21 protein-coding genes and 1 tRNA gene are annotated in these 22,318 nt (G+C 50.2%); 9 read left to right on the forward strand and 13 right to left on the reverse strand.

Annotation, left to right across the window (positions count from 1 at the left end; translation table 11 throughout):
- Positions 1-205: 205 nt before the first annotated feature.
- A complete protein-coding gene (locus HAV38_RS07245; protein ID WP_168053931.1) occupies positions 206-874 on the reverse strand; it encodes a lytic transglycosylase domain-containing protein in 669 nt (222 codons plus the stop codon).
- 706 nt (positions 875-1,580) lie between these two features.
- Positions 1,581-3,320 (reverse strand): proline--tRNA ligase, encoded by a 1,740-nt coding sequence (locus HAV38_RS07250; RefSeq protein ID WP_168053933.1) that lies wholly within the window; start codon positions 3,318-3,320, stop codon positions 1,581-1,583.
- A 201-nt stretch (positions 3,321-3,521) separates the two neighbouring features.
- Here HAV38_RS07250 and HAV38_RS07255 point away from each other — a divergent pair, with 201 nt between their 5' ends.
- From HAV38_RS07255 to HAV38_RS07280, 6 genes are all read left to right on the forward strand, one after another.
- Entirely contained in the window at positions 3,522-4,109 is a 588-nt protein-coding gene (locus HAV38_RS07255) for an RNA pyrophosphohydrolase (protein ID WP_245182248.1), read from the forward strand.
- Positions 4,110-4,117: 8 nt separating this feature from the next.
- A complete protein-coding gene (locus tag HAV38_RS07260; RefSeq protein ID WP_168053935.1) occupies positions 4,118-4,687 on the forward strand; it encodes a CNP1-like family protein in 570 nt (189 codons plus the stop codon).
- A 537-nt stretch (positions 4,688-5,224) separates the two neighbouring features.
- A complete protein-coding gene (locus HAV38_RS07265) occupies positions 5,225-5,956 on the forward strand; it encodes a hypothetical protein (RefSeq protein ID WP_209216670.1) in 732 nt (243 codons plus the stop codon).
- On the forward strand, positions 5,949-6,656 hold the full coding sequence (locus HAV38_RS07270) for a hypothetical protein (RefSeq protein ID WP_168053937.1): 708 nt from the start codon (positions 5,949-5,951) through the stop codon (positions 6,654-6,656). Before HAV38_RS07265 ends, HAV38_RS07270 begins: the two co-directional genes overlap by 8 nt.
- Positions 6,653-8,161: a Dyp-type peroxidase gene (locus tag HAV38_RS07275; RefSeq protein WP_168053939.1), complete on the forward strand. Its 1,509-nt coding sequence runs from the start codon at positions 6,653-6,655 to the stop codon at positions 8,159-8,161. Before HAV38_RS07270 ends, HAV38_RS07275 begins: the two co-directional genes overlap by 4 nt.
- 378 nt (positions 8,162-8,539) lie before the next feature.
- The gene (locus HAV38_RS07280; RefSeq protein ID WP_168053941.1) at positions 8,540-8,881 is read left to right on the forward strand and encodes a cytochrome P450 family protein; all 342 of its coding nucleotides are present in this window, start codon (positions 8,540-8,542) and stop codon (positions 8,879-8,881) included.
- Positions 8,882-8,912: 31 nt separating this feature from the next.
- Here HAV38_RS07280 and proB read toward each other — a convergent pair whose 3' ends face one another.
- From proB to rplU, 4 genes are all read right to left on the reverse strand, one after another.
- A complete protein-coding gene (gene proB, locus HAV38_RS07285; protein WP_168053943.1) occupies positions 8,913-10,031 on the reverse strand; it encodes a glutamate 5-kinase in 1,119 nt (372 codons plus the stop codon).
- A gap of 272 nt (positions 10,032-10,303) precedes the next feature.
- Positions 10,304-11,413, reverse strand: coding sequence for a GTPase ObgE (gene obgE, locus HAV38_RS07290; RefSeq protein WP_168053945.1), 1,110 nt, complete (start codon positions 11,411-11,413; stop codon positions 10,304-10,306).
- A 718-nt stretch (positions 11,414-12,131) separates the two neighbouring features.
- On the reverse strand, positions 12,132-12,425 hold the full coding sequence (rpmA, locus tag HAV38_RS07295) for a 50S ribosomal protein L27 (RefSeq protein WP_168053947.1): 294 nt from the start codon (positions 12,423-12,425) through the stop codon (positions 12,132-12,134).
- A gap of 70 nt (positions 12,426-12,495) precedes the next feature.
- Positions 12,496-12,807 carry a 50S ribosomal protein L21 gene (gene rplU, locus HAV38_RS07300; protein ID WP_108441346.1) on the reverse strand — a complete coding sequence of 104 codons (312 nt, stop codon included), beginning with the start codon at positions 12,805-12,807 and terminating at the stop codon, positions 12,496-12,498.
- Positions 12,808-13,053: 246 nt separating this feature from the next.
- Here rplU and grxD point away from each other — a divergent pair, with 246 nt between their 5' ends.
- Positions 13,054-13,365: a Grx4 family monothiol glutaredoxin gene (gene grxD / locus HAV38_RS07305; RefSeq protein WP_168053949.1), complete on the forward strand. Its 312-nt coding sequence runs from the start codon at positions 13,054-13,056 to the stop codon at positions 13,363-13,365.
- A 73-nt stretch (positions 13,366-13,438) separates the two neighbouring features.
- Entirely contained in the window at positions 13,439-14,080 is a 642-nt protein-coding gene (locus HAV38_RS07310) for a UbiX family flavin prenyltransferase (protein ID WP_168054200.1), read from the forward strand.
- Between the two features lie 129 nt (positions 14,081-14,209).
- On the opposite strand, the gene HAV38_RS07315 is transcribed toward HAV38_RS07310, so the two are convergent.
- The 5 genes from HAV38_RS07315 to HAV38_RS07335 form a co-directional block, all read right to left on the reverse strand.
- Entirely contained in the window at positions 14,210-16,291 is a 2,082-nt protein-coding gene (locus tag HAV38_RS07315; protein WP_245182249.1) for a M61 family metallopeptidase, read from the reverse strand.
- Positions 16,284-16,754, reverse strand: a complete 471-nt coding sequence (locus tag HAV38_RS07320) for a DUF3429 domain-containing protein (RefSeq protein ID WP_168053951.1) — start codon at positions 16,752-16,754, stop codon at positions 16,284-16,286. The genes HAV38_RS07315 and HAV38_RS07320 overlap by 8 nt, the downstream gene beginning before the upstream one ends.
- A 182-nt stretch (positions 16,755-16,936) precedes the next feature.
- Positions 16,937-17,536, reverse strand: coding sequence for a nucleotidyltransferase family protein (locus HAV38_RS07325; RefSeq protein WP_168053953.1), 600 nt, complete (start codon positions 17,534-17,536; stop codon positions 16,937-16,939).
- 152 nt (positions 17,537-17,688) lie between these two features.
- Positions 17,689-18,429, reverse strand: a complete 741-nt coding sequence (locus HAV38_RS07330) for a DsbC family protein (protein WP_168053955.1) — start codon at positions 18,427-18,429, stop codon at positions 17,689-17,691.
- An 11-nt stretch (positions 18,430-18,440) separates the two neighbouring features.
- On the reverse strand, positions 18,441-19,748 hold the full coding sequence (locus HAV38_RS07335; protein ID WP_168053957.1) for an FAD-dependent monooxygenase: 1,308 nt from the start codon (positions 19,746-19,748) through the stop codon (positions 18,441-18,443).
- Between the two features lie 84 nt (positions 19,749-19,832).
- On the opposite strand from HAV38_RS07335, the gene HAV38_RS07340 reads away from it, so the two are divergent.
- Positions 19,833-19,908, forward strand: a tRNA-Phe gene (locus HAV38_RS07340).
- A 344-nt stretch (positions 19,909-20,252) separates the two neighbouring features.
- Here HAV38_RS07340 and HAV38_RS07345 read toward each other — a convergent pair.
- Both HAV38_RS07345 and HAV38_RS07350 read right to left on the reverse strand, forming a co-directional pair.
- A complete protein-coding gene (locus HAV38_RS07345; protein ID WP_168053959.1) occupies positions 20,253-20,846 on the reverse strand; it encodes a PEP-CTERM sorting domain-containing protein in 594 nt (197 codons plus the stop codon).
- A 730-nt stretch (positions 20,847-21,576) separates the two neighbouring features.
- Positions 21,577-21,849, reverse strand: a complete 273-nt coding sequence (locus tag HAV38_RS07350; RefSeq protein ID WP_245182250.1) for a TIGR02450 family Trp-rich protein — start codon at positions 21,847-21,849, stop codon at positions 21,577-21,579.
- Between the last annotated feature and the right edge of the window lie 469 nt (positions 21,850-22,318).

The following is a 22,318-nucleotide window of genomic DNA, read 5'->3' on the forward strand; positions in this document are numbered from 1 at the left end:
TAGCCAACGCGCTATTGCCCTGAGTGCCAAACAAAAACGCCCGCATTGCGCGGGTTTTTTTGTTTTTTTCGTCTGATGGTAAGCACCATGCGGTACGCGCTCAGCGCCGACATCCTCTCCGCTTTTTTTTCACGTCCGTCATTGGTCGGTTATTTGTACCGACGCAGACCAGACACGACAGCCAACTACGAGGCCGATGCCTAGGTTATTGCGCAGCCACCGTAGTTTTGAGCGGCACTTCACTAAACTGCCAGCGCTTCCAGGCGGCCTGTACCAGGTTCGGATACTCAGGGCGACCGCGGCTGCCGTTATAACGGCCCAGCGCCAGATAGAGATTACCCTTTTCCATATCTAAGTACATCCGCAGAATCGCGCAACCATAACGCAGGTTAGTCTGCATATTGAATAATTTACTGCGGTCGGCATCGCCAATCACGCCGGTCCAGAACGGCATCACTTGCATATAGCCGTGCGCATTGACGCTGGACAAAGCGTATTTGCGAAATGCCGATTCAACCTGAATCAAACCCAATACCATCGCCGGGTCCAAGCCCGCTCGCTTCGATTCGTACCAGGTGGTTTCCAGAAATTCGGTGCGCGTCTGTTCATCCGGAAATTTCTTTTTGAGGCGTCCCGACATTTCTACGAACCAGTATAGATACTGAATACGCTGGTTGATATCGGCGAACTGCACTTTAGGAGGCGCCGCATCGTTGATCGAGCGCGATAAAGCCAGCCGCACCGAATCCGCCAATGCTTCTTCTTTTTGATTACCGGCATACGCCGCGCCGCTCGCCAGAAGCAGCGTCGCCGTGCACCAAAGAAAAATCCGACCGATCAAACGCAAATCCAGCTCCCGGGAAAAAACCTGCATTGTTTGGTTTCCGCGGAAACCCACTATAAACAAAGGCGGTGTTGCCATGCTAAGCGCTTAAAGCGATTTTTGCGTCTGAAATCGGCGTAAATACCGCAGAAAGTCGATTTTTCGCACATAAATTTGCGGGTTTTGTGGAATGCATGAAATATAAACAATACATTGGGAGGTTAAAGCTAACTATGAATATCAACTGAAGCGTGTTGATATTTGAAGTTTTAGCGGTATTGTTTGGGTGATCGGTAACTCACATTGTTACTACTCCGTGGACGCTAGTCGGGGGTAGCCCGACAGCTAGTCACTTTTTCTTGCTTCGGCTAGGCGCCCCCGCAGAAAAGAGTAACCAAAAAGAAGGCGACCGCAGAGACGTCGCCCGCGGTTGGCGGGTCCCCGATTATTTCGACTATCAGTCGGGTCGAAATATCAACTCGCTTCGCTCAAACATGGTTTCCGACAATTCCCGACTGACAGCCGAAATAACCGGCAACGTCTATGACGGGGTAGCTCAAGCTCAAGTTCAACTTCAACGTCAAGTTCAACAGCAACGACCTTTAACGTTCAGGTGATTTAGTTTCGGGATATCTCGTCTGCAAATCTGTATGTCAACACGCCCTACTGGCCCTCCCCCCGAGGGAAATACCACTTAAGATAAATCCGCACCCGATAAACTTATCGGGTGCGCTTAAGACGGTGCGACGTTAAGGCTTTATGAATTCAAGCGTGCCTTCACAAAATCCACCATCTCGCTCAAAGGCACGCTAGTAGCCTCAGTGTCACGGCGTCCCTGATACTCAAGCTGGCCCTCTTTCAGACCGCGATCACCTACTACCACGCGATGTGGCACGCCTATCAGCTCCCAATCGGCAAACATCGCACCCGGACGTTCGCCACGATCATCAAGGATTACATCGACGCCTGCAGCCTGCAAGGCCTCGTAAAGCTTATCAGTCTCGGCTTTAACGGCCTCGCTGCGGTCATAACCCATCGGACATAGTACGACTTCAAACGGCGCAATCGCGGTTGGCCAGATGATGCCTTTATCGTCAAAATTTTGCTCAATCGCCGCACCGAGAATCCGCGTGATACCGATACCATAGCAGCCCATTTGCAGCGGTTGCGGCTTACCGTTTTCATCCAGGAAGGTGGCGTTCATTGCTTCTGAATAGGCGGTCCCCAGTTGAAACACGTGCCCAATTTCAATCCCGCGCAGGATCGCCAGCACGCCCTTGCCGTCCGGCGACTGGTCTCCCTCAACCACATTCCGGATATCGACCACCATCGGCTCAGGCAGGTCGCGACCCCAGTTAGCACCGGTGAAGTGAAAATCCACCTCATTGGCACCGCACACGAAGTCATGCATATCGGCGACCGTACGATCGGCAACGACGATAACCGGTCTTTTGGTATTGATCGGCCCAAGATAGCCCGGTGGCGTACCGAAGTACTCGACGATTTCTTCTTCGGTTGAAAAGCGATATCCAGCCAGACCGGGAATTTTGTTGGCTTTGATTTCGTTAAGTACATGATCTCCGCGCAGCATCAGCAACCAGACTTGCTTGGATGCGGGCGCGCTCTTGGTCGCCGCTGTTTCCACGGTCAGGACAATCGACTTGAGCGTCGTGTTCAAAGGAATATTGAGCAGCTCGGCAACCGCTTCGCACTTGGCTTTGCCTGGCGTCGCGGTCTTGGTCAGCGCTTGAGTTGGCGCAGCACGACTTACGTCGCCTTGCAAAGCCTCAGCAGCCTCCATATTGGCCGCATAGTCGGAGGTCGGGCAATACACGATAGCGTCTTCACCGGTCGCCGCGATCACATGGAACTCATGTGACGCAGTGCCACCGATGGCACCATTATCGGCCGCGACGGGGCGGAACTGCAGTCCAAATCGGTTAAAAATGCGGATGTAGGCGTCATACATATTTTGATATGACTTTTTCAGACCATCCACATCGCGATCGAATGAGTATGCATCTTTCATCGTGAATTCACGACCGCGCATTAAACCAAAACGGGGACGACGCTCATCGCGAAACTTGGTCTGGATATGATAAAAATTTACCGGAAGTTTGCGATAAGAACGTAGCTCGGTACGCGCGATATCGGTCACCACCTCTTCCGAAGTTGGCTGAATGATGAAGTCGCGGCCATGCCGGTCCTTCACGCGCATTAGTTCGTCACCGTATTTTTGCCAACGGCCAGTCTCCTGCCAAAGCTCAGCCGGTTGAACCACCGGCATCAACAATTCGACGGCACCGGAACGATTCATTTCTTCGCGCACTATATTTTCGACCTTGCGGATCACCCGCAAACCCATCGGCATATAGGTGTAAATGCCAGAACCGAGGCGTTTAATCATGCCGGCGCGCATCATTAATTTATGGCTGACAATTTCGGCGTCAGATGGGGCTTCTTTAAGCGTAGAGACAAAAAAACGGGAGGCGCGCATAACGGTGAATTCTTTTTAAAAAGAGAGGGTTATAATCGACTCAATTTTAAAGGATTAGCTGGCTGATGCGCCCACTCATTGCACAATTGATTGATGTTCTAGCCAGTTTAAGCACTGGCTGGGGTCTGCTTCGTGTAAATTTAACATGTAAGCGAGTTGGCATGAGGACCGTCTAGCTGCAGAAAGTTTTGAGGTAATAGTATGCTGGACCGTGAAGGCTTCCGCCCCAACGTCGGCATTATCTTGCTCAACACCCAGAATGAGGTGTGGTGGGGCAAGCGCGTGCGTGAACATTCGTGGCAATTTCCACAAGGTGGCATCAAGTACGGTGAAACGCCGGAACAAGCCATGTTTCGTGAACTAGAGGAAGAAATAGGCCTCAAGGCGGAGCATGTCAAAATTATCGGGCGGACCCGGGACTGGCTGCGCTATGAAGTGCCGGACCATTTTATTAAACGCGATATTCGCGGACATTATCGGGGCCAAAAGCAAATCTGGTTCCTGCTCAGAATGGTCGGACGTGATTGCGATGTTAACTTGCGATTAACCGAACACCCTGAGTTTGACGCCTGGCGCTGGCATGATTACTGGGTACCTCTGGATGTCGTGATCGAATTCAAGCGCGATGTCTATCAACGTGCATTGCAGGAGTTATCACGTTTCCTGACGCGTCCAACGCCAGGCGCCGGACGACCAGGCCGCGCCGCGCGCTGCGGGAGCGAGTCTGAAGCTGACGACCAACTGCCTGTAATATGTATTTCGGCTGAATCAAGTATCGACAAGGAGTAAGTTTTTATATGTTTTTTAACGCTACTTTACAATCCAGACTCAACAAATTTGTCTCCGTCAGCGCGCTCCTGCTTTTGGTAAGTGCACACGTTCATGCGGCCCCCGGCTCCGGTCCGGGCCCGGGTTTTGACGACGATTTCGACAACGAAGTGAAGACTTGGCAGGAACTAGCGGTGCAGTTACCGCCACAACCGCAGGCGGCTAATTTGGTGCCTTTCTATGTGAGCCCGACATCGACCATGAAGTTCGCAATTGACGTGAAATCGATTACTGCCGGCTCCGATGGCGTGGTGCGTTACACGCTGGTCAGTACCAGCAGCGCGGGTGCAGAAAACATTAGTTATGAAGGCATTCGGTGCCAGACCGCCGAACGGAAGTTGTATGCGTTTGGGCATAAGGAGGGTAATTGGTCACGCGCGCGCCTGAGTAAATGGCAGCAAATTACCGATGTGTCGGCCAATCGACAACATGCGGCGCTTTTTCAGGACTTTTTGTGTCAGGGGGGGACTATTGCAGGGAGGGTTGTTGATATTCAGGCGCGGTTTCAAAATAATCGGCCGTTGAAACCGGGGGATTAAGTGATGCGACATTTCAAGGCCTTGCGTTGGGGGCTGGAGCGGAATAAATAATAAAAAGCCGATACTTATTCTGTATCGGCTTTTTATTTACACCGTTTGTAGCGTGAATCGGTTACATGAATCTACAACGTCAACTAGTTAAATCAACTACGCTTTAATAAATACGCCACCTTCTTCAAATGCGCACGACTGGACTACTTAAGCGGTTATTGACCGCGCCCGGCGCCATCCCTGCCACCCTTCCTTTATTTCAGCTTTCGAGATATTCCTCAAAGAATAGCCTCCGTCCGTTCTCCCCGTTTTTATAGAAATATTGGAAGGGCTATCACACTAAGACTCTCAGATGCCGATGTTACCGTAACGATACTTACGGACCCGGCTAAACCGGCGTACTTTGAAATGTTATTTTATTCATCTGAATCTGTTAAATAACACTATTCCCCGATAAGCCTGTTGTCACGGCGCTTACCAGGGTTCAAAACCGCAGTTTGCTCCGGGCATCAACGTTGAGGCGTGCTCCGGTTACGGGAGAGTCCCATGTCCAACATCGCAGGAAAAGCCTATGCCATGAATGTCATCACACCGATCCGTTGGTACATGACATGGCTAAATAAACTTATTTTTTGGGCTGCACTTCAATTTCCACGGACATTAAAAGGGCTCATGAACCTGTCCCTGATTCATTATGCGCGCTGGGTCATTGTTGGTCGTCATCAGTTCCCGCATCTGGATCCAAGCCAACCTAAAGAGAATCTGAAGTACGCTTATATGCTGTTTTTCAGTAACTTCAACGGAAGTTGGGATCAGTATGTCGACTCCTTCACATTTGCGATTCCGAGTGGACTAGATATGTTCTGGAAGTGGAATCTACGTTATCCACGATCAGTGCCGTTGTCACCGTTCCATGAATACATTCAGTACAACCAGATTGAAACTTCGCATTATTACAATGCTTATCCTCTGGCCGCATCAAACGATATCAAGTCGGCTAAGGTCGTCAAGAATGCGTTGATTGCTTTCAATCAGGAATACGCCAACGCTGCGCCGGAAATCTTCATTAAGCAGTATTACGCTCTGTTGCGAAGTGTGCAGAAAGATTTGGGCGATATGTCGCCAAGTCCGATTGTCAGTATGGCCGCAGCTGAGGTGGAAAAAAGATGCGCCGGTGATGCATACCATGCCAAAGTTGCCCGCGATTTACTTGAAGTAATCGCCCATAAAGCCAGACAAAGCGAAATAGCAAAGAAAAAGGAGCTCGCAGATGGCTAATATTCAGGGCAACGCTTATGCATTGACCATTTTGTCGCCGATCATAGAGGGTCATTTCAATGAGATCGCCTATTCGGACGAGATCAAAGCGCGGTTGGAACAGTGGAATATGCTTCCGAACAGTCCTATGACGCGGGTACCGCAAACGTATTTATGCCGCTATTTTGTGCTGGACGATGTGGTTATTCAGTCGACGCCCGGGACCGATATATTTGGTCCGATTATCGATCTCCTGTCGATTTTCTCTGACAAAGTGCGTCGGGGTGCATTGCCGCAAGAAGATCATCTGGCATCTAAATATTTAGTTTTTTCGACCAATTTCCATGGTGAACTGGAACCGTATTTACGCGCAATGTGGAACGCCATCGGTAAAGAAATCATACACGTATGGGGCTTTTGTTACGGCTTTAAACTGGTCCACGATGCGGACAGTTTTGTTACGTACATGAAAAAATGTCAGCTGACGGCATCGCTATTTTTTGTGGGTTCGAATGACGAGTCACTGGATGAACAATTAAAAGCGCTGTATCTCAAACAGCAGTTCACCAATTTTGCTTTGCGAACACAAGGCATGCCAGTGGCAGAATTACAAAAAGAATTTAACGATTTCATTCTGCGCGTCGAGCCAGCCAATGTCACCGGACCATCCTGGAAAGCCGGACAATATCGTTTAGATCAACATGAAAGGACTGCATTGTGACGCAAAAACTGGACTTGATGGATATTCAGGGAAATGTCGTTCGCGCTTATGGACGCTTTAATTTTCCTGTTGCGCGCTATCTTTTTTTAAATGTCATCGCACAAGCGCAAGGTAGAAAATTTATCACCGCTCTGCTGCCACAGATCACGAGTTCGGCAAATTGGGGGGCGGGCCCTGATGAAGTGCCAAAGCCAGCGGTAACGACCAACATTGCGTTCACGTATGAAGGACTGAAGGCGCTGGGATTACCGGGTGCATCATTGATTGGATTCCAACCGGAATTTATGATGGGAATGAAGGCGCGTAAAGACATATTGGGTGACGATGGCCCAAGCGCGCCCGAGCATTGGGACGCTATCTGGCAGGGCGACCAGGTCCACATATTTATTTCCCTCAATGCGCAGGACCAGGCGCATCTGGAAAAAAGCTATCAACAATTATTGGTGCTGATAGCAAACCATCCGGACAGCGTCATGGTCTTGGAAGGTCATCGCGGTGATGCGGCTGTGGATGATTTGCCGTATCAGGACGCCAGCGTTTTAAGAACTGCGGACGACAAACCTACCAGCAAAGAGCATTTTGGTTACACAGATGGCATTGGGGATCCTGTGTTTGAAGGATTGCCATGTCCGCCGGCTAGCGTCAATGGGCGCGGCAAGCAAACTGATGCGGGCTGGTTACCGCTGGCGACCGGTGAATTTATCCTTGGACATCTGGATGAAGCCAAAGAATATCCGGCGGCACCAAGTCCTGTTTCATTTGCGCGCAATGGTAGCTTTTTGGTATATCGCAAGTTGCATCAAAACGTCGGAAAATTTAACGAATTGTTGGATAAAGAAGCAAAAACCTATCCCGGAGGAAGGGAATTGCTAGCCGCCAAATTCATTGGTCGATGGCGTGACAACGGCGCGCCGCTGGCGTCCACGCCTGATCAAAAAAGCAAGAATGCGTGGGACATAATTTTCAATAAAGCAGAGAATCCGGAAAAGGACAATATGCTGAGCAACTTCACTTTCGATGACGATAGAGAAGGCGCGAAATGTCCATTCAGTTCCCACCTGCGAAGAATTAATCCGCGTGCATCGATGGAACTTGATAAAGATGCATTTGATACACCCGGAGCGCTATCCAATCGCCGCCGTATTCTGCGGCGCGGTCTGCCTTACGGCATCGCCAAAGACCAGACAAAAAACGATGGTAATCACGGCATTATCATGATGATGATCAACGTCGATATCAACCGGCAATTCGAGTTTATTCAGCAGCAATGGATTAATTACGGGAATGACTTCGGCGCTGGCAACGATAAGGAAATCATTCTCGGCAATCACAATGACGTAAATCCCAGCAAGGCAGTTATTCAGGTCGATCCGGATAGCGATCAGCCACCTTATTTTGTTCAGAATATTCCACGGCTGGTGGAAACCAGAGGCGGAGATTATTTCTTTATTCCCGGTATCACAGCGCTGCGATTGATCGCTAAGGGGCTAGTCGATCCTACGTAGATGGTTTGCCAGCGATCCGACGGGCGGGATAATGTTGCCACCCCGGCGAGGGCGCAATAAACACTGAGATGCATATTGCCGAAATTGATCTGTAATATGATTTTTCAGTGGGGACGCTGCACGTCTGACAACAAGGCAACCATTAATTCTCAGAATGGTATGCATTCGGTCAATTCAAAAAATTACGCAACAATAAAACCATGTCAATTAAAGAAAAAATCCAGGCCTTCGTTCAAAGTCACCTCCCGTTGTTTTATGGATATTGCGTAACTTCAAATTAATTTTTACGTTCAATAAAATTACTTTGGTCACCCGTTTACCGATATCCAAAAGGTGTTATCGCGTCCCGATGTATTTGGCGTGACTTACGCGGAAAAGATGGCGGTCGTTGCGGCGGGCGGCAATTTCTTTTTGGGGATGGACAATACCCCGTCCTACACGCGAGACGTTTCAAATATGCGGTTGGTCATACGTCGTGATGGTTTGAGTCAGATTATTGCGCCAATGATTTTACGCCTGACCAATGAGGTAATAGCAAAGCACGCGGGAAAAATTGATATGGTTAAAGATATCAGTGCGGTAGTCCCGGCCCGTTTCGTCAAAGAATATATGGGCGTTGCCGGGCCTGGCGAAAATAATTTAATTGAGGAGACGACTTATCTCTTTGAATATTTATTTTATCCAGCAAATCCTTTCAACCAACTCCACATCCAAACTTAATATGTCATTCTCGCCAGATAAGCCATTCAAATTACAGCAACACCATATTATCGCGATGGATCAGTTCTGACTTTTCAACGAAGCCTAGAATTGCGGCAATCTCTGATGAAGGGTGGCGGATGATTTTTCTTGCTTCGGCGCTGGTGTAGTTGGTGATTCCGCGGGCGATTGAGCGGCCATCGCTGGTTACGCAGGTGATGACATCGCCGCGGCCGAATTCGCCCATTACATCTGTGACGCCTATCGGTAGCAATGACTTGCCCTCTTGGGTCAGTTTTTGTACCGCGCCTGCATCTAGCACTACTTTACCGGCTGTCTTCAGGTGATCCGCCATCCATTGCTTGCGGGCCGTTAGCTGACCGGTTTGTGCATTTAACTGGGTGCCGATTGCTTCGCCAGCGGCCAGACGCGTCAGTACGTTGGCTTCGCGGCCCCAGGCAATCACTGTGTGGGCGCCCGAAGTTGCTGCGCGCTTGGCAGCAAAAATTTTGGTGAGCATACCACCGCGACCAATGCTGGTGCCGGCGTCACCGGCCATTATTTCGAGCGCCGGATCGCCGGCTTGCGCCTCATGAACGAACCTGGCATCTGGATTTTTGCGTGGGTCGGCAGTGAACAGGCCCCTTTGGTCAGTCAAAATAATCAGGGCTTCAGCCTCGATCAAATTGGCTACCAGCGCACCTAGCGTGTCGTTGTCACCGAACTTGATTTCGTCGGTGACGACCGTGTCGTTTTCATTGATGATTGGAATAACGCCAAAACGCAGCAACGTAAAAAGGGTGGAGCGCGCATTCAAATAGCGCTCACGATCTGCCAGATCGGCATGCGTCAACAGGACTTGGGCGGTATGGATATCGTGCAGGCGAAAGCTGGTTTCGTAAATTTGGGCAAGGCCCATTTGTCCAACTGCGGCACAAGCCTGCAGCTCATCAATACTGGTGGGGCGCTTGTCAAACCCAAGTCGCTGCATACCCTCGGCGACAGCACCGGAACTGACTAAAACTACTTCTTTGCCCATCGCACGCAACGCTGAAATCTGGGCGGCCCATGTCGCAATCGCTTCGCTATCGAGTCCTTTGCCGTCATTGGTGACCAGCGAAGAACCGACCTTGATGATGATACGTTTAGCTTTTTGAATGACGGAATTCATATTTTTATCTGCCACAGCCAATAGCACCTTTTCGGCGCTGATAATAAAAAACCGATATCGCCAGAGCAAATAAGCGCTAGCCATATCGGTTGATGGGCGGACCCAATTTGCCTGCACATTCTACTGCATCTTATCGCAACGTAACATAAGCCACGGTAAACATAACGTAAAAGCAAGGTAGCGCTTAACAGCCCGCAGCGCCCCGGCATCAGATGGTGCGTTGCTGTCTGGCCCTTGATTCACACGCAGGCCGCGTATCGTTGCCTGCACTCTTAATCGAGGATTTTAAAACGCGGATCGTCTGGATCAATCGACAGAATGCCCTGTGCTTCTTCTGTCATGTGCGTTTCTTCAGCGCGATGTTCTTGCTGACGCTTTTCTGCCAGATAAGCATAAATCTCGTTAACCAATTCTGGACAACCGGCATGCGTCAGTGCGGAAATTTCAAAAACAGGACCCTTCCAACCGAAACGTTTAACGAAATCCTTGACCCGTTTTTTGCGCTCGTCTTCCGGTACCACGTCCAGTTTGTTCAGAACCAACCAACGCGGCTTGTCAAACAAGGACTGGTCGTATTTCTCTAACTCTTTGACGATCGCTTTGGCTTCCTTGACGGGATCCACAGTCGATTCGAACGGTGCCAGATCAACGATATGCAACAGCAATCCGGTACGCTGCAAATGTTTAAGGAACTGAATCCCTAAACCTGCACCATCCGCGGCACCTTCAATCAGCCCTGGAATGTCCGCGATCACGAAACTCTTTTCATGACTGACGCGCACGACGCCCAGATTGGGATGCAAGGTGGTGAACGGATAATCGGCAATCTTCGGACGCGCGTTCGACACGGCAGTAATGAAGGTCGATTTACCTGCATTAGGCTGCCCTAGCAGACCCACATCTGCCAACACTTTTAACTCTAATCGCAAGATGCGGCGTTCGCCTTCTTTACCATCGCTTTTTTGGCGTGGCGCACGATTGGTCGAGGTTTTAAAGTGAATGTTGCCCCAACCGCCTTCGCCGCCCTTGGCCAGCATTATTTCCTGACCATGTTCGGTCAAATCGGCAATGCTTTCGCCAGTATCAACGTCAACGATCAGTGTGCCTACTGGCATGCGCAATTTGATATCGTCGGCGCCCTTGCCGTAGCAATCCGAACCGCGGCCATTTTCGCCACGACCTGCACGATGCATTTTGGAAAAACGGTAATCGACCAGCGTATTCACGTTACGGTCGGCAACCGCATAAATGCTGCCGCCGATACCGCCGTCGCCGCCGTCTGGCCCACCAAAGGGACGAAATTTTTCGCGCAAAAAGCTCGCAACCCCATTGCCACCATCGCCGGCAATGACTTCGATTTTTGCTTCATCTATAAACTTCATTCGAAGGTCCTAATGAGATTGGATGTTTAAGTTCCGTGTACCTGCTTCTTGGGCGGGTTAGCGGGATAGTTGAGGCGTTAAAGCTGGCAAAAGCACGCGTGGACCAGCCTTAAATTAAAAGGCATATCCCCGATCAACTTGTTGCAAGCACGCATCAACTTGCTTGTTGCAAACCAACTATTTCAAGCTATTTGCAACGCATTTACAACGTAATTACAGCTTCTTTAAGTGGGAAGCAGGCATTTTATTGCGTAAAAACCCTGGGATTACCGGATTCACACAATAAATTTATTCGCCTACGTTGCGCAGAATTGGTAAATCAATCCCAGCACAACCATACCCAAAGCAACTAATGCTGTTCAGTTAAGCAAAATACCAACTGTTTGTCCGACCTGAATAACCATTCGGATCGCACTAAATCTGGCCTCGGCGCGCTTTCAATCCTCATAAAGGAAATGAAGTTAGCAATGCCATGATCGGTCTGGATTCCGGACCATCGATTTGTTTATGCTTAAATATTATGCTTAACTGAACGGCATTAACGCCACAAACCATTGTGATACCGGTTCGTGTTGCCGTTTTTCCGCCATTATCTAATTTTACGCAAGCAGCCAAACAATTACACGCGTTAAAAACTAAAAAGGCTCTACCAGCGGCAGAGCCTTTAGCGGCAAAGCTTGCGCCTCGCGCTAATCACTTCAAACGCTGTGCGCTATGCTTACGCAGCAACAGCGGCAGAAGCTGCTACTGCAGTAGCAGCAGCTACAACAGTAACGTATTGACGCTTTGCAGCGCCCTTGATTACAAATTGTACTTTGCCTTGAATCAGTGCGAACAGGGTGTGATCCTTGCCCATGCCAACATTTTCGCCTGGATGCGTCTTAGTGCCGCGTTGACGAATAATGATGCCGCCAGCATTGATAGCCTGACCACCGTAGACCTTGACGCCGAGTCGCTTTGACTCTGAGTCACGGCCGTTGCGCGTAGTGCCGCCGCCTTTTTTATGTGCCATTTAAAACTCCTGGTATCTGGTTAAGTCAATCAACGATTATTTTGCTAAATACACAAAATAAATATGCAAATTAAGCGTTGATTGAAACGATTTGAATTTCGGTGTAATTTTGACGATGGCCTTGATGCTTCTGATAATGCTTACGACGACGCATTTTGAAGATCTTGACTTTATCGTGGCGCCCTTGCGCCAATACCTTAACCGACACCGTAGCACCTTCAACCAAGGGCGCCCCAACCTGCAGGGTATCGCCAGCGCCAACTGCAAGCACTTGATCAATAGTGAGTTCGGTGCCAATGTCTGCAGGTATCTGTTCTATTTTAAGTTTTTCGCCGGCAATAACTTTATATTGTTTGCCACCGGTTTTTATGACCGCATACATATGAAACCTCATCGAAATAATTGAAGAACCAACAACAATTCATCACCCCGCTACGGCATAAAACATCATCCGGAGTCGGGAGAACCTGAGATTATACATAGTCTTGATCCGAACGTCAAAAACTCTTGACAATTGTATTAAGCACACCATAATTGTGTCGCATTTCAGTCTCGTCAGCGGCATACGCCACTTTTTCATATAATGACTACATTCTGAATATTAATCTGAACATTTAAAGGTATTGCCATGAGCGAAGTACAAGCGTGGATCAAAGAAACCGTGACTCAAAACCCAGTGGTTTTGTTCATGAAGGGCACAGCACAATTTCCACAATGCGGTTTTTCCGGTCGTGCCATCCAGCTATTAAAAGCTAATGGCGCAGAAAACATCGTCACCATCAACGTGCTGGAAGACCCTGCCGTGCGCCAAGGCATCAAGGACTATTCTAACTGGCCGACCGTCCCGCAACTCTACGTCAAAGGCGAGTTCGTTGGCGGCTCAGACATCATGAACGAGATGCATGAGTCCGGCGAGCTAAAAACCCTATTGGTGCCTTAAGCAGATCCGGGTGTCAGCCACGTCCGCAGAGCACGCAACACCGCTACTCTTGTCGCCCGAGTCGGTTAACCCGCTGGTAGCAGCGGCGCGTCCTGATCCGTCCGCAGGAACGCGAGCGCGACCGCAACCACGCCGCCTGATTGTCGCCATCACTGGTGCCACGGGCGTTGCGTATGGCGTGCGGCTATTGCAATTTATGCGAGAGATGCCAGAAATAGAGTCACATTTGTTGATCTCAGACGCCGGCGTACTGAATTTGCATCAAGAACTGGATATGCGCCGTAAAGAGGTCGAGGCCCTGGCGGATGTGTCGTATAACGTGCGGGATGTCGGTGCATCGATTGCAAGCGGCTCGTTTCAGTCCGACGGCATGATCGTGGCACCCTGCTCCATGAAGACGCTGGCGGCAGTAGCGAACGGATTATCAGACAACCTGATCACACGTGCGGCGGATGTGGTCCTTAAAGAGCGGCGGAGGCTGACGTTAATGGTCCGCGAGACGCCCTTTAATTTGGCCCACCTGCGCAATATGACGAGCGTGACCGAGATGGGCGGGATTATTTTCCCGCCGCTCCCAGGGTTTTACCACCGCCCAAAAAGTATCAACGAGATGATCGATCATACGGTGGGACGCGTACTTGATCTGTATGGCATAACGCATACGTTGACACCGCGCTGGGCCGGTATGAAGGCAGACTCTAAAATGGATACTTAAGCAGGTGCCTGCGTAGATACTTTGTAGCTACTCAGGCAAAAAGCCGACTTCACAATCAGCTCCTCTGCCATTTCCTGCCTCATTCCCCATTCACCCAGATATCCACACCAGAATTACTCCCCCGCAACGCTAGCGCCCGCTACGTCCTTCTAGCCAGGCATTCCGTGCGCTTAGCAATGCCACTGGTTTCGACTCCACCTTCAGGTCAAATTGTGGGGTCGCATCGGCAAGCAGTTTTACGCTAAAAACCAATAACTCATCGCGCCGGAATACATGTATCGTCACACTATCGCCGACGCGATAGCGTGCGAGAAGTACGTCCAGACTGGCCGTAACCCGGATGCCATCGAGTGCCATCAACACGTCGCCCGCGGACAAACCTGCACGATGCGCCGCACCGCCTTCATACACATTGGCGATCTTGCTTTCTGCACCGATACGGGTGATACGTGCGCCTAATCCCGGCTTAGCGCTGTTGCGGCTATCGTTCCGGTTGTCATTAATTACTACCCCGGCGTTGGCAAATAGTTTGGCCAGCGGCAGATCTTCCGTGCCATGCACATAACGGTCGAAAAAACGTTTTAGTTTAAGTCCGGTTACCGCATCAAACAAGGCTTCGACCTCCGCTTCAGTGACACCACGCCCGGACAATGCGTTGTCGGCAAAAAAATCCCGGCCGTATTTTTGCCACAACGCACGCATCACGTCATCGAGTGATTTCTTGTTGCGGGTTTCACTGCGTATCATCAAATCCAGCGCCAGCGCTACCAGCGAACCTTTAGTGTAATAGCTGATGATCGCGTTTGGTGCGTTTTCGTCCTGGCGGTAATATTTAACCCACGCATCGAAGCTGGAATCAGCGACGCTTTGTTTGCGACGACCGCTGCCGAGCAAGACGCCGTTAATGGTTTTAGCGACCATTTTCAAATATTGCGCCTCATCAATCAGGCCGCATCGGAATAGCATCAAGTCGTCGTAATAACTGGTAAAACCCTCAAATAACCACAACAAGGGGGTATAGTTTTCTACCTGTAGATCGTAGGGCGCAAACGCAGCTGGCTTGATGCGCTTGACGTTCCATGTGTGGAAGTACTCGTGACTACACAAACCCAGAAATGTGCGATAACCATCACTGGTTTCTGGCTGCCCTTTTACCGGCAGATCGGCCCTGGCGCAAATCAGGGCCGTCGATGCGCGATGCTCCAGCCCACCATAACCATCGCCCACCGCTAACGTCAAAAACACATACCGTTGCATCGGAGCCTGTTTGGCAAATTTGCTTCCGGCTGGCTCAAAAAACGCAATCTGCGTTTCACAGATTTTTTTCAAGTCCGCGCTTAGCCGCGTCATATCCAGATTCGGCACATTGCCGGTAATGGCGATCTCATGCGGGACCCCATGCGCCTTGAAGGTGGCGAGCTGAAACAATCCCATCTCCACCGGATGGTCAATCAATTCATCGTAATTGGACGCCGCATAACTGCCGAATGCACCGCGTGCCGCCTTCAATGTCGGCAACGCTGTGGCGATCCGCCAATCGCTATAGGCGTCACCCGACGGCCGCTGAATGTCGACGATATGGCGAGCGCTTTCTTGCCCGACTACGCGCAAAAATACACTGGTGCCATTGAAGAAACCGTGCGTCTGATCCAGGTGCGCCGCCCGCACCGACAAATCCCACGCGTACACTTGGTAATGTAACGTCAGCGGCCCCTCACAAGGCGCAGCTTGCCATGAGTGCTTGTCGCGTTTTTTTAAGGCGATCGTGCGACCATTTGATTCGCCCCGAATCTGCACAATATGCCGCCCAAACTCGCGGATCATATAACTACCGGGAATCCACGCGGGTAGCGCGACGATCTGTCCGACTGCTGCTGGCGCATCGATAACCAGCGTCACCGCGAACAAATGCGCTGCAGGGTCGGCTGCCACGATACTGTATTGAAGCGCGCTGCTGGGCGCGCTAGCGCTGGACAGCACATTGCGTTTAGAGACCGCCGCGGAGGATGACCTAACTAATAATTTAATAGCTGCTTTGCCCGATGTTTTATCCACTAAGCTGCGTGATAATTTCGCGCACGGCTTGGCATCTGCCTTGATATCGTGCTTGGCTACGCGGGTAGAGGAGCGGTAGCCGATCGACTTATTGCTCGATTTTTGGACCGCTTTCGCGAGCGTTTTAATGCTGGATTTTTGCATAGATTCAGGCACCAAGATTTCCTCTCACACCGGCAGCCAACATCGCTAACACCATCGCGCCAACCGCGACACAGGTTAATCGATAGCGTAATTCGGTGAACCATCCCGGCAAACCATACCAGACAAATAAACGTTTATCCACTTGATAAGCGGCAATGAACCCAAGGATCAATAAAGTATACCCATACGCAAAGAACAAAGTAGAAAACCAGGCAATCATTGTCGGCATGATTCCCCAGATTAGCGCCCACTTGGTGCGCTGTGCGGACATATCGGCACGCAAGACCATCGCACCCCAATGAATCCCGCCGAGAAATGATAGCGCTGCGACGCCATACGCCATCTGACCGCGAATAAACTCACCAAGCCAATCAGGGCTGACCAGCCAGCAAGCAATTGTCAACATGACAAAGGGAACTAAGCCCAGGTAACCGAGGACGAGGATCAAGCGTTTATTCAGGAAGTGTGGATTCATTGCGGAGGATAGACTGGTTAGTGAAGCGCAGCAAGGCACCGTGCGGCAAACTGAGGAGTCTGTCGAACCCAGGAATTAGCCGGGCGGTGGATGGAAGCAGCCAGTCTACCGGTATTGTTGGGAAACCAATGCAGGCTTAGTCAATTACCGGACCGGTGCACGTTCAAACGACTGATAAGGGTTCAGGAATGTGGTATATCGGCGACGGTATCGATATCCAGCAAGATACCAGGATCGTCGACAACCACTTCGACCACTGGAAAGCGTTGCAACAACCCACGCGCGCCCTGGTCGCCGCGCAGTTGCAATAACTGTGACAAATGCCGATGACTAAAGGCGACCGGATTACCACGACGCCGATTGTGCACGGGCACTGCTATATCAGCGCCTTGCGCCAACGCCGCCGTCAACGCCTTAATGGTATCGACGGCAACAAAGGGCATGTCGGCTAATGCAATCACCCACCCTGTCGCTGCCGAAGTCTGCTGAAGACCATGCACCAGCGTAGCCGCCATGCCATCGTCGGCATCCGCGCAATACAGCAGTGTGCAGCCACCAACAAGTTGCGATAACAATTGTGCAGTCAAAGTGGGTGTATCCGGTCGGCAGACGACATAAGTTGGTAACGCCATGGACAACCTGCTGGCAGCGCTGGCCAAAACGGTGTTCCCGTTCGGAAGAAGTTGCAAAAGTTTACTCTGCTCACCGGTTGGATCAAAGCGGCGACCGCGCCCAGCGGCGAGTAAAATACCTACTATCTGGCCGGTTATCGCTGTATCCATTTGCGCTTAGACATTGCTTAAATTTGTCGCAGGAGGTTCTATCAAAATATGCGCGTATTTTTGGCTTACCGACTCAATTTAGTGACCCAACTTACTTACTAAGTTGCTTACTAAGTTGGTCAGCAAGTTGCTTATCCAGATAGGTGAATAGCTTATTTAATGGATGCGAATTTCGCCTCAAGCGCCGTGGCATCGATAAAGCCCGGAATCCGTGATCCATCCGCAAAGATAATCGTTGGCGTACCGCTAACCCCTAGCGACTGTCCAAGCGACAAAACCTTTTCGTTAGGCGATGTCAAGCAACTTGCTGGGGCCGTCGCCGGCAGTTTTCCGCTTAGCATCCAGTCATCCCACGATTTGTCGCGGTTAGGACTACACCAGACGTTTTTCGATTTGACCGCAGAATCTGGTGCCAGAATATTGTACATAAACGTATAAACGGTAACGTTATCAACTTCCTGCAAGGTTTTACGGAATTTTTTGCAATAGCCGCAGTTTGGATCTTCAAACACCGCAATCACGCGCTTACCGTTACCCTTTACCGATTTCATCGCCAGATCAAGTGGCAAGTCGGTAAATTTGACTTTGCTGATCTCGTCCATGCGTTCTTTAGTGAAATCCCGCGAGCTTTGCGCGTCCAGTATGCGACCTACAAACATGTACTTGGCGCTGGCGTCGGTATAAAAAATGTCTTTACCGACGCGCACTTCAAACATGCCGAGATACGGCGTTTTGGTCACAGCGTCGACTTTGACGCCATCTCCCAGACGTGGCTCAATAAGCTTCTTAACTGCTGCTTCCTGCGGTGTTTCTGCCATAGTAGTGGTCATTAAAGACCCTAGCGCGAGCGCCAACAACAATGGTTTTAAATGTACCCAAATCCGTACTTGCATTACAACTCCCGTTAATTTTTTTCGAATGTGCGACCAAATGCGTGACGCATTAAACGCCGCTTTAAGACCGGTAGCTTGTCCAGCAAGTTCAATCCAGCATTTCTTACCAGGCGAAGAGGCGCAATATCGAGTCCAAATAACCGCTCCAGACCGTCAGTCGCAAGTTGCATTAACAGAATCTCTTCCTTGCGTGCTCGCGCATACCGCGCCAGCACAGCGGCATCGCCACAGTCTCGATGTCGGCCCCGTTCACTCAATACTTTGATCAATGCGGTAACGTCGCCAAACCCCAGATTCATCCCTTGCCCGGCCAGCGGATGCACCAAGTGGGCCGCATCGCCAATCAACGCGACCCGCGGTGCCACCAGCGCGTGACTGCGAATCAGGGCCAGTGGAAAACTTTGCGCGCCTTCCGGTAGCGACGACTCAAGCGGCGTCAACTGCCCCAATTGCGCACCAGCCAGCACCGACAAGCGCTCAGCTAGTTGCGCCAATGACTCGTGCAACAAGACCGGCGCCAGAGTTTCGGGGGCGGACCAGACCAGCGACACGCGCTGTCCCGGCAACGGCAACAACGCGATAATACCCTGTTCTGCGGTGAACCATTGATGCGCCACGCCGTGATGCGGGCGTTCCGTGGCGAAATTAGCGACAATCGCCTGCTGATGATAAGTGCGGTAATCGATACCAATATCGCACTGGTTACGGACCCATGACTGCGCGCCGTCGGCACCGACCAGCAACGCTGCACTTAGTATTGATCCATCCTCGAGTTCGAGCGACGCGCCAGCGGCGTCTACCGCCATCTTCCGAGCCCGGCCATTTACAACGCGTACGTTATGCGCAAATTTCAACGCCGCATCCAGCGCATGATTGAGATTGCGGTCCTCAACAATCCAGGCCAGCGCCCCGGTACGGGCACTAAAAGCATCAAAGCTGATCTGCCCTGCGTCCGCTTCGGCACCGCCTTTAACCAGCATACTTTCTACCGCTGCAATCCGGCTATCATCCAAAGCGTCCCAGACTTTAAGTCCAGCCAGCAGGCTGCGCGCCACGTGATTCAGTGCATACACGCGCTGATCCCAGTCAGCAGACGGACTTTCAGGTCGTGCCCCGTTCCCGATCACCATCGCTGGCGCACCCAATAAGGTGACGGACAGACCCGTTTGCGCCAAACCCAGCGCCGCAGCCTTGCCCACTGCACCATTTCCTACGATACAAATATCGCTACGGGAAATACTCCGCGCAGATCTGTCGGGGCTAATATGCGCCGCCGCACCAGCGCCGACGCTCTTGAAAGGTAATCTGGAATCATTCATGCGATCATTATAACGACTACTAAAATAAAATAATTACATAAGGGGTTTGCGAATTCAAAATGTCTTGCTATAATTCGGCTCCTTGGCCTGGTAGCTCAGTCGGTAGAGCAGAGGATTGAAAATCCTTGTGTCGGTGGTTCGATTCCGCCCCGGGCCACCAAGAAATGGTATGAATATCAAAGGGTTACTTGCTTCGGCTTGTAATCCTTTTTTGCTTTCTACTGTCAGCATCGTTCAATGTAACCGCTGTATAACCCAATTTGGGAAATTCCCCCGGGTTTGCGCTTATTTGAATACATCCCACACTGACGGTCTCGAAAATTCAGGAGTCAACGTATCACTGCGAAGATAGCGGGCGCTGTCCTCTCGTCATTTAAACGAAGATGGCCGATACTGACGCAAGTTCGCCCTATCGGTGTTATGTCCAACGAAGCGTGTGGAGACGGTAAAAAGCCCCTTGCGGGGCCGTATATTGCGCGGCGAGTGACCGCCTGACGGGAGATATTATAAAGACTTGCGACGACGAACTATGACCCCAATCAACCCTAGGCCGCCTAGCAGCATGGCGTAGGTTTCTGGCTCTGGAACTGCGGAGACGAAGCTTCGATAATTGCTCAAGCCGCCACCGCTCCCGCTCCCATTGCTAGTAATCACAAAGTTCGATTTGGTTGGTGTGCTCCAGTTAAACAACAACTCTCCCCCGCCAACATGTACCGCCAGATAATCGTAGGCCGCCGTGCTTATGATGGTTGCAGTAGAGCCCGAAATGTCGCCGAGTCCGATGCCAGTCAAGGATTTGGTTGGAGACAATCCAAAAAGATTGCTATTTTTTATATCGGTCAATATTGCTGACTGACTATTATCCCCAAGATTACCATTGTAGTAACCCACCTTGAGTCCGGGTGTGCTTGGCGTGTCCGTAAAACTGAAAGCATTGCCATCCGCAGCCGTGAAAGATCCTAACCCGGTTTGATTGTTCACAATGATCGTCTCAACAGTCCAGGTTGGTGTGGTGGGTGCAGCCTGCGCCCTCAAGGCAACCAACAATCCCACAGAAAATATAATAATATGTGCTGCGATGGTTTTTGAAATTTTCATTTTTCAACCTTTAGTTGTATATTTATCAATATTTTTGAGTCAGCTATACAATGCACCGCCATCATTTGGCCATTATTGCCGTTTCCTACGATGCATGAAAAAAGTTTCTATATAAATCACAAATTTCTATTTTATTTATATACCCTGCGGGAATAAAATTCCATAGTTATTTTCTTATGCTTAAAAATAACTTTTTATGAAAAGGTAAAATACACCCTGTTTCTGTCGTTTAAATATTAGCCATATGCGTTGCTCCCGCCGGAGACAATGCGCATGATGTCAGCAACGTTCCAAGCCAGGCCGCCCATGATGCGAACAGGGCGCAATGGCCCCGATTTATATACGGCCCATTTTCTCAGTGTCTATGGTTTGCGGCATAAGTTGAAAGCGGCGGCGTTAGTATCTGGCACAGTGCGATTCTTACGCGCTAGTGGGATGTATTGTAGTTCGGCTTGCATCTTGATTCCTTACGTTGAGTGAACGATTAAGGATTCTATGTATCTTACAGAATGCCAACCTTCGGGTTGGCGTTTTTGTTTCCGCTGATTTACGGTCCCCATCCGGACATTCTGCCAGCATTCGAACCTAGCGCTACGAGGACCGTGCGGTACAAACCGTGCCATCATTCCCCAATGCCCAAGGCGGAGAAATACCAATACGACTACTTGCCGTACTCCTCCGGACTCTCCGCGTCACAACTACAGCGACTGACATTTTGGCAACGATCCCTTCACTGCCAGCCCTGCAACCACTGACTGCTATCGGCCAACTCACGCCAACGCACTGAAAAACTACGGCCTGAATGAACTGCTTCTAGCTGTATCACGTCAATTCCCATCCCCGGAAATTGGGGCGCGATCACCATCGTCACCAGAAAATGTTTCTCTTTGTTAGCGGGAGAAACCGCCGTCCATTTACTTAGTAATAGTTTGTGGGGGTTGAGTCTGGATGTGACCTGAAACGGCTGAAACGGCATAGCTGTTACTCCTTGATTGTTTAGCATCGGCAAATTGACTCTTTTTAACCACAAGCAGCTAAAAGCAGATATTAATTTAATTACTGCAAGATAGTTTTTTCCTTGCCTTTCATTCATTAAAAACTTGCGAACAGTCACCCCAAAAATTGACTCTCTTCGATTATCGTGCCGCTCCCCTGCTGCGACCTGTTAAGTTTTGATTAACAGACCCTCAGCGCTAAGCATTACACGAATGGATTTGGATTAGCAATATCCTCAAAATTTCCCGGAAGAAAATGGCGCTGCATGCTAACCTTTCCAAATGGAACCATTTTTATAAGTTCTGCATAGTCAATAATATTTGCGCATTGCGTACCAGCAACAGAAGGTTGCCAACCTTATCGATGCAAACAGTAAGTTAGTGCGGTGTGGAAAGCAACGCGCGGCTAGCGGATATTGCATATGGACACTAAAAACTAAAAGATATACATGCAAATTGTAAGCAAGTGCTCTAAAA

Origin of the sequence: Glaciimonas immobilis (assembly GCF_011947285.1) — a bacterium.
Taxonomy (GTDB): Bacteria; Pseudomonadota; Gammaproteobacteria; order Burkholderiales; family Burkholderiaceae_D; genus Glaciimonas; species Glaciimonas immobilis.

Coding starts and splice junctions, on each gene's coding strand:
- HAV38_RS07245 (WP_168053931.1), bottom strand. CDS start 874: ATGCAGGTTTTTTCCCGGGAGCTGGATTTGCGTTTGATCGGTCGGATT.
- HAV38_RS07250 (WP_168053933.1), bottom strand. CDS start 3,320: ATGCGCGCCTCCCGTTTTTTTGTCTCTACGCTTAAAGAAGCCCCATCT.
- HAV38_RS07255 (WP_245182248.1), top strand. CDS start 3,522: ATGCTGGACCGTGAAGGCTTCCGCCCCAACGTCGGCATTATCTTGCTC.
- HAV38_RS07260 (WP_168053935.1), top strand. CDS start 4,118: ATGTTTTTTAACGCTACTTTACAATCCAGACTCAACAAATTTGTCTCC.
- HAV38_RS07265 (WP_209216670.1), top strand. CDS start 5,225: ATGTCCAACATCGCAGGAAAAGCCTATGCCATGAATGTCATCACACCG.
- HAV38_RS07270 (WP_168053937.1), top strand. CDS start 5,949: ATGGCTAATATTCAGGGCAACGCTTATGCATTGACCATTTTGTCGCCG.
- HAV38_RS07280 (WP_168053941.1), top strand. CDS start 8,540: ATGGCGGTCGTTGCGGCGGGCGGCAATTTCTTTTTGGGGATGGACAAT.
- proB (WP_168053943.1), bottom strand. CDS start 10,031: ATGAATTCCGTCATTCAAAAAGCTAAACGTATCATCATCAAGGTCGGT.
- obgE (WP_168053945.1), bottom strand. CDS start 11,413: ATGAAGTTTATAGATGAAGCAAAAATCGAAGTCATTGCCGGCGATGGT.
- rpmA (WP_168053947.1), bottom strand. CDS start 12,425: ATGGCACATAAAAAAGGCGGCGGCACTACGCGCAACGGCCGTGACTCA.
- rplU (WP_108441346.1), bottom strand. CDS start 12,807: ATGTATGCGGTCATAAAAACCGGTGGCAAACAATATAAAGTTATTGCC.
- grxD (WP_168053949.1), top strand. CDS start 13,054: ATGAGCGAAGTACAAGCGTGGATCAAAGAAACCGTGACTCAAAACCCA.
- HAV38_RS07320 (WP_168053951.1), bottom strand. CDS start 16,754: ATGAATCCACACTTCCTGAATAAACGCTTGATCCTCGTCCTCGGTTAC.
- HAV38_RS07325 (WP_168053953.1), bottom strand. CDS start 17,536: ATGGATACAGCGATAACCGGCCAGATAGTAGGTATTTTACTCGCCGCT.
- HAV38_RS07330 (WP_168053955.1), bottom strand. CDS start 18,429: ATGCAAGTACGGATTTGGGTACATTTAAAACCATTGTTGTTGGCGCTC.
- HAV38_RS07335 (WP_168053957.1), bottom strand. CDS start 19,748: ATGAATGATTCCAGATTACCTTTCAAGAGCGTCGGCGCTGGTGCGGCG.
- HAV38_RS07345 (WP_168053959.1), bottom strand. CDS start 20,846: ATGAAAATTTCAAAAACCATCGCAGCACATATTATTATATTTTCTGTG.
- HAV38_RS07350 (WP_245182250.1), bottom strand. CDS start 21,849: ATGCTAAACAATCAAGGAGTAACAGCTATGCCGTTTCAGCCGTTTCAG.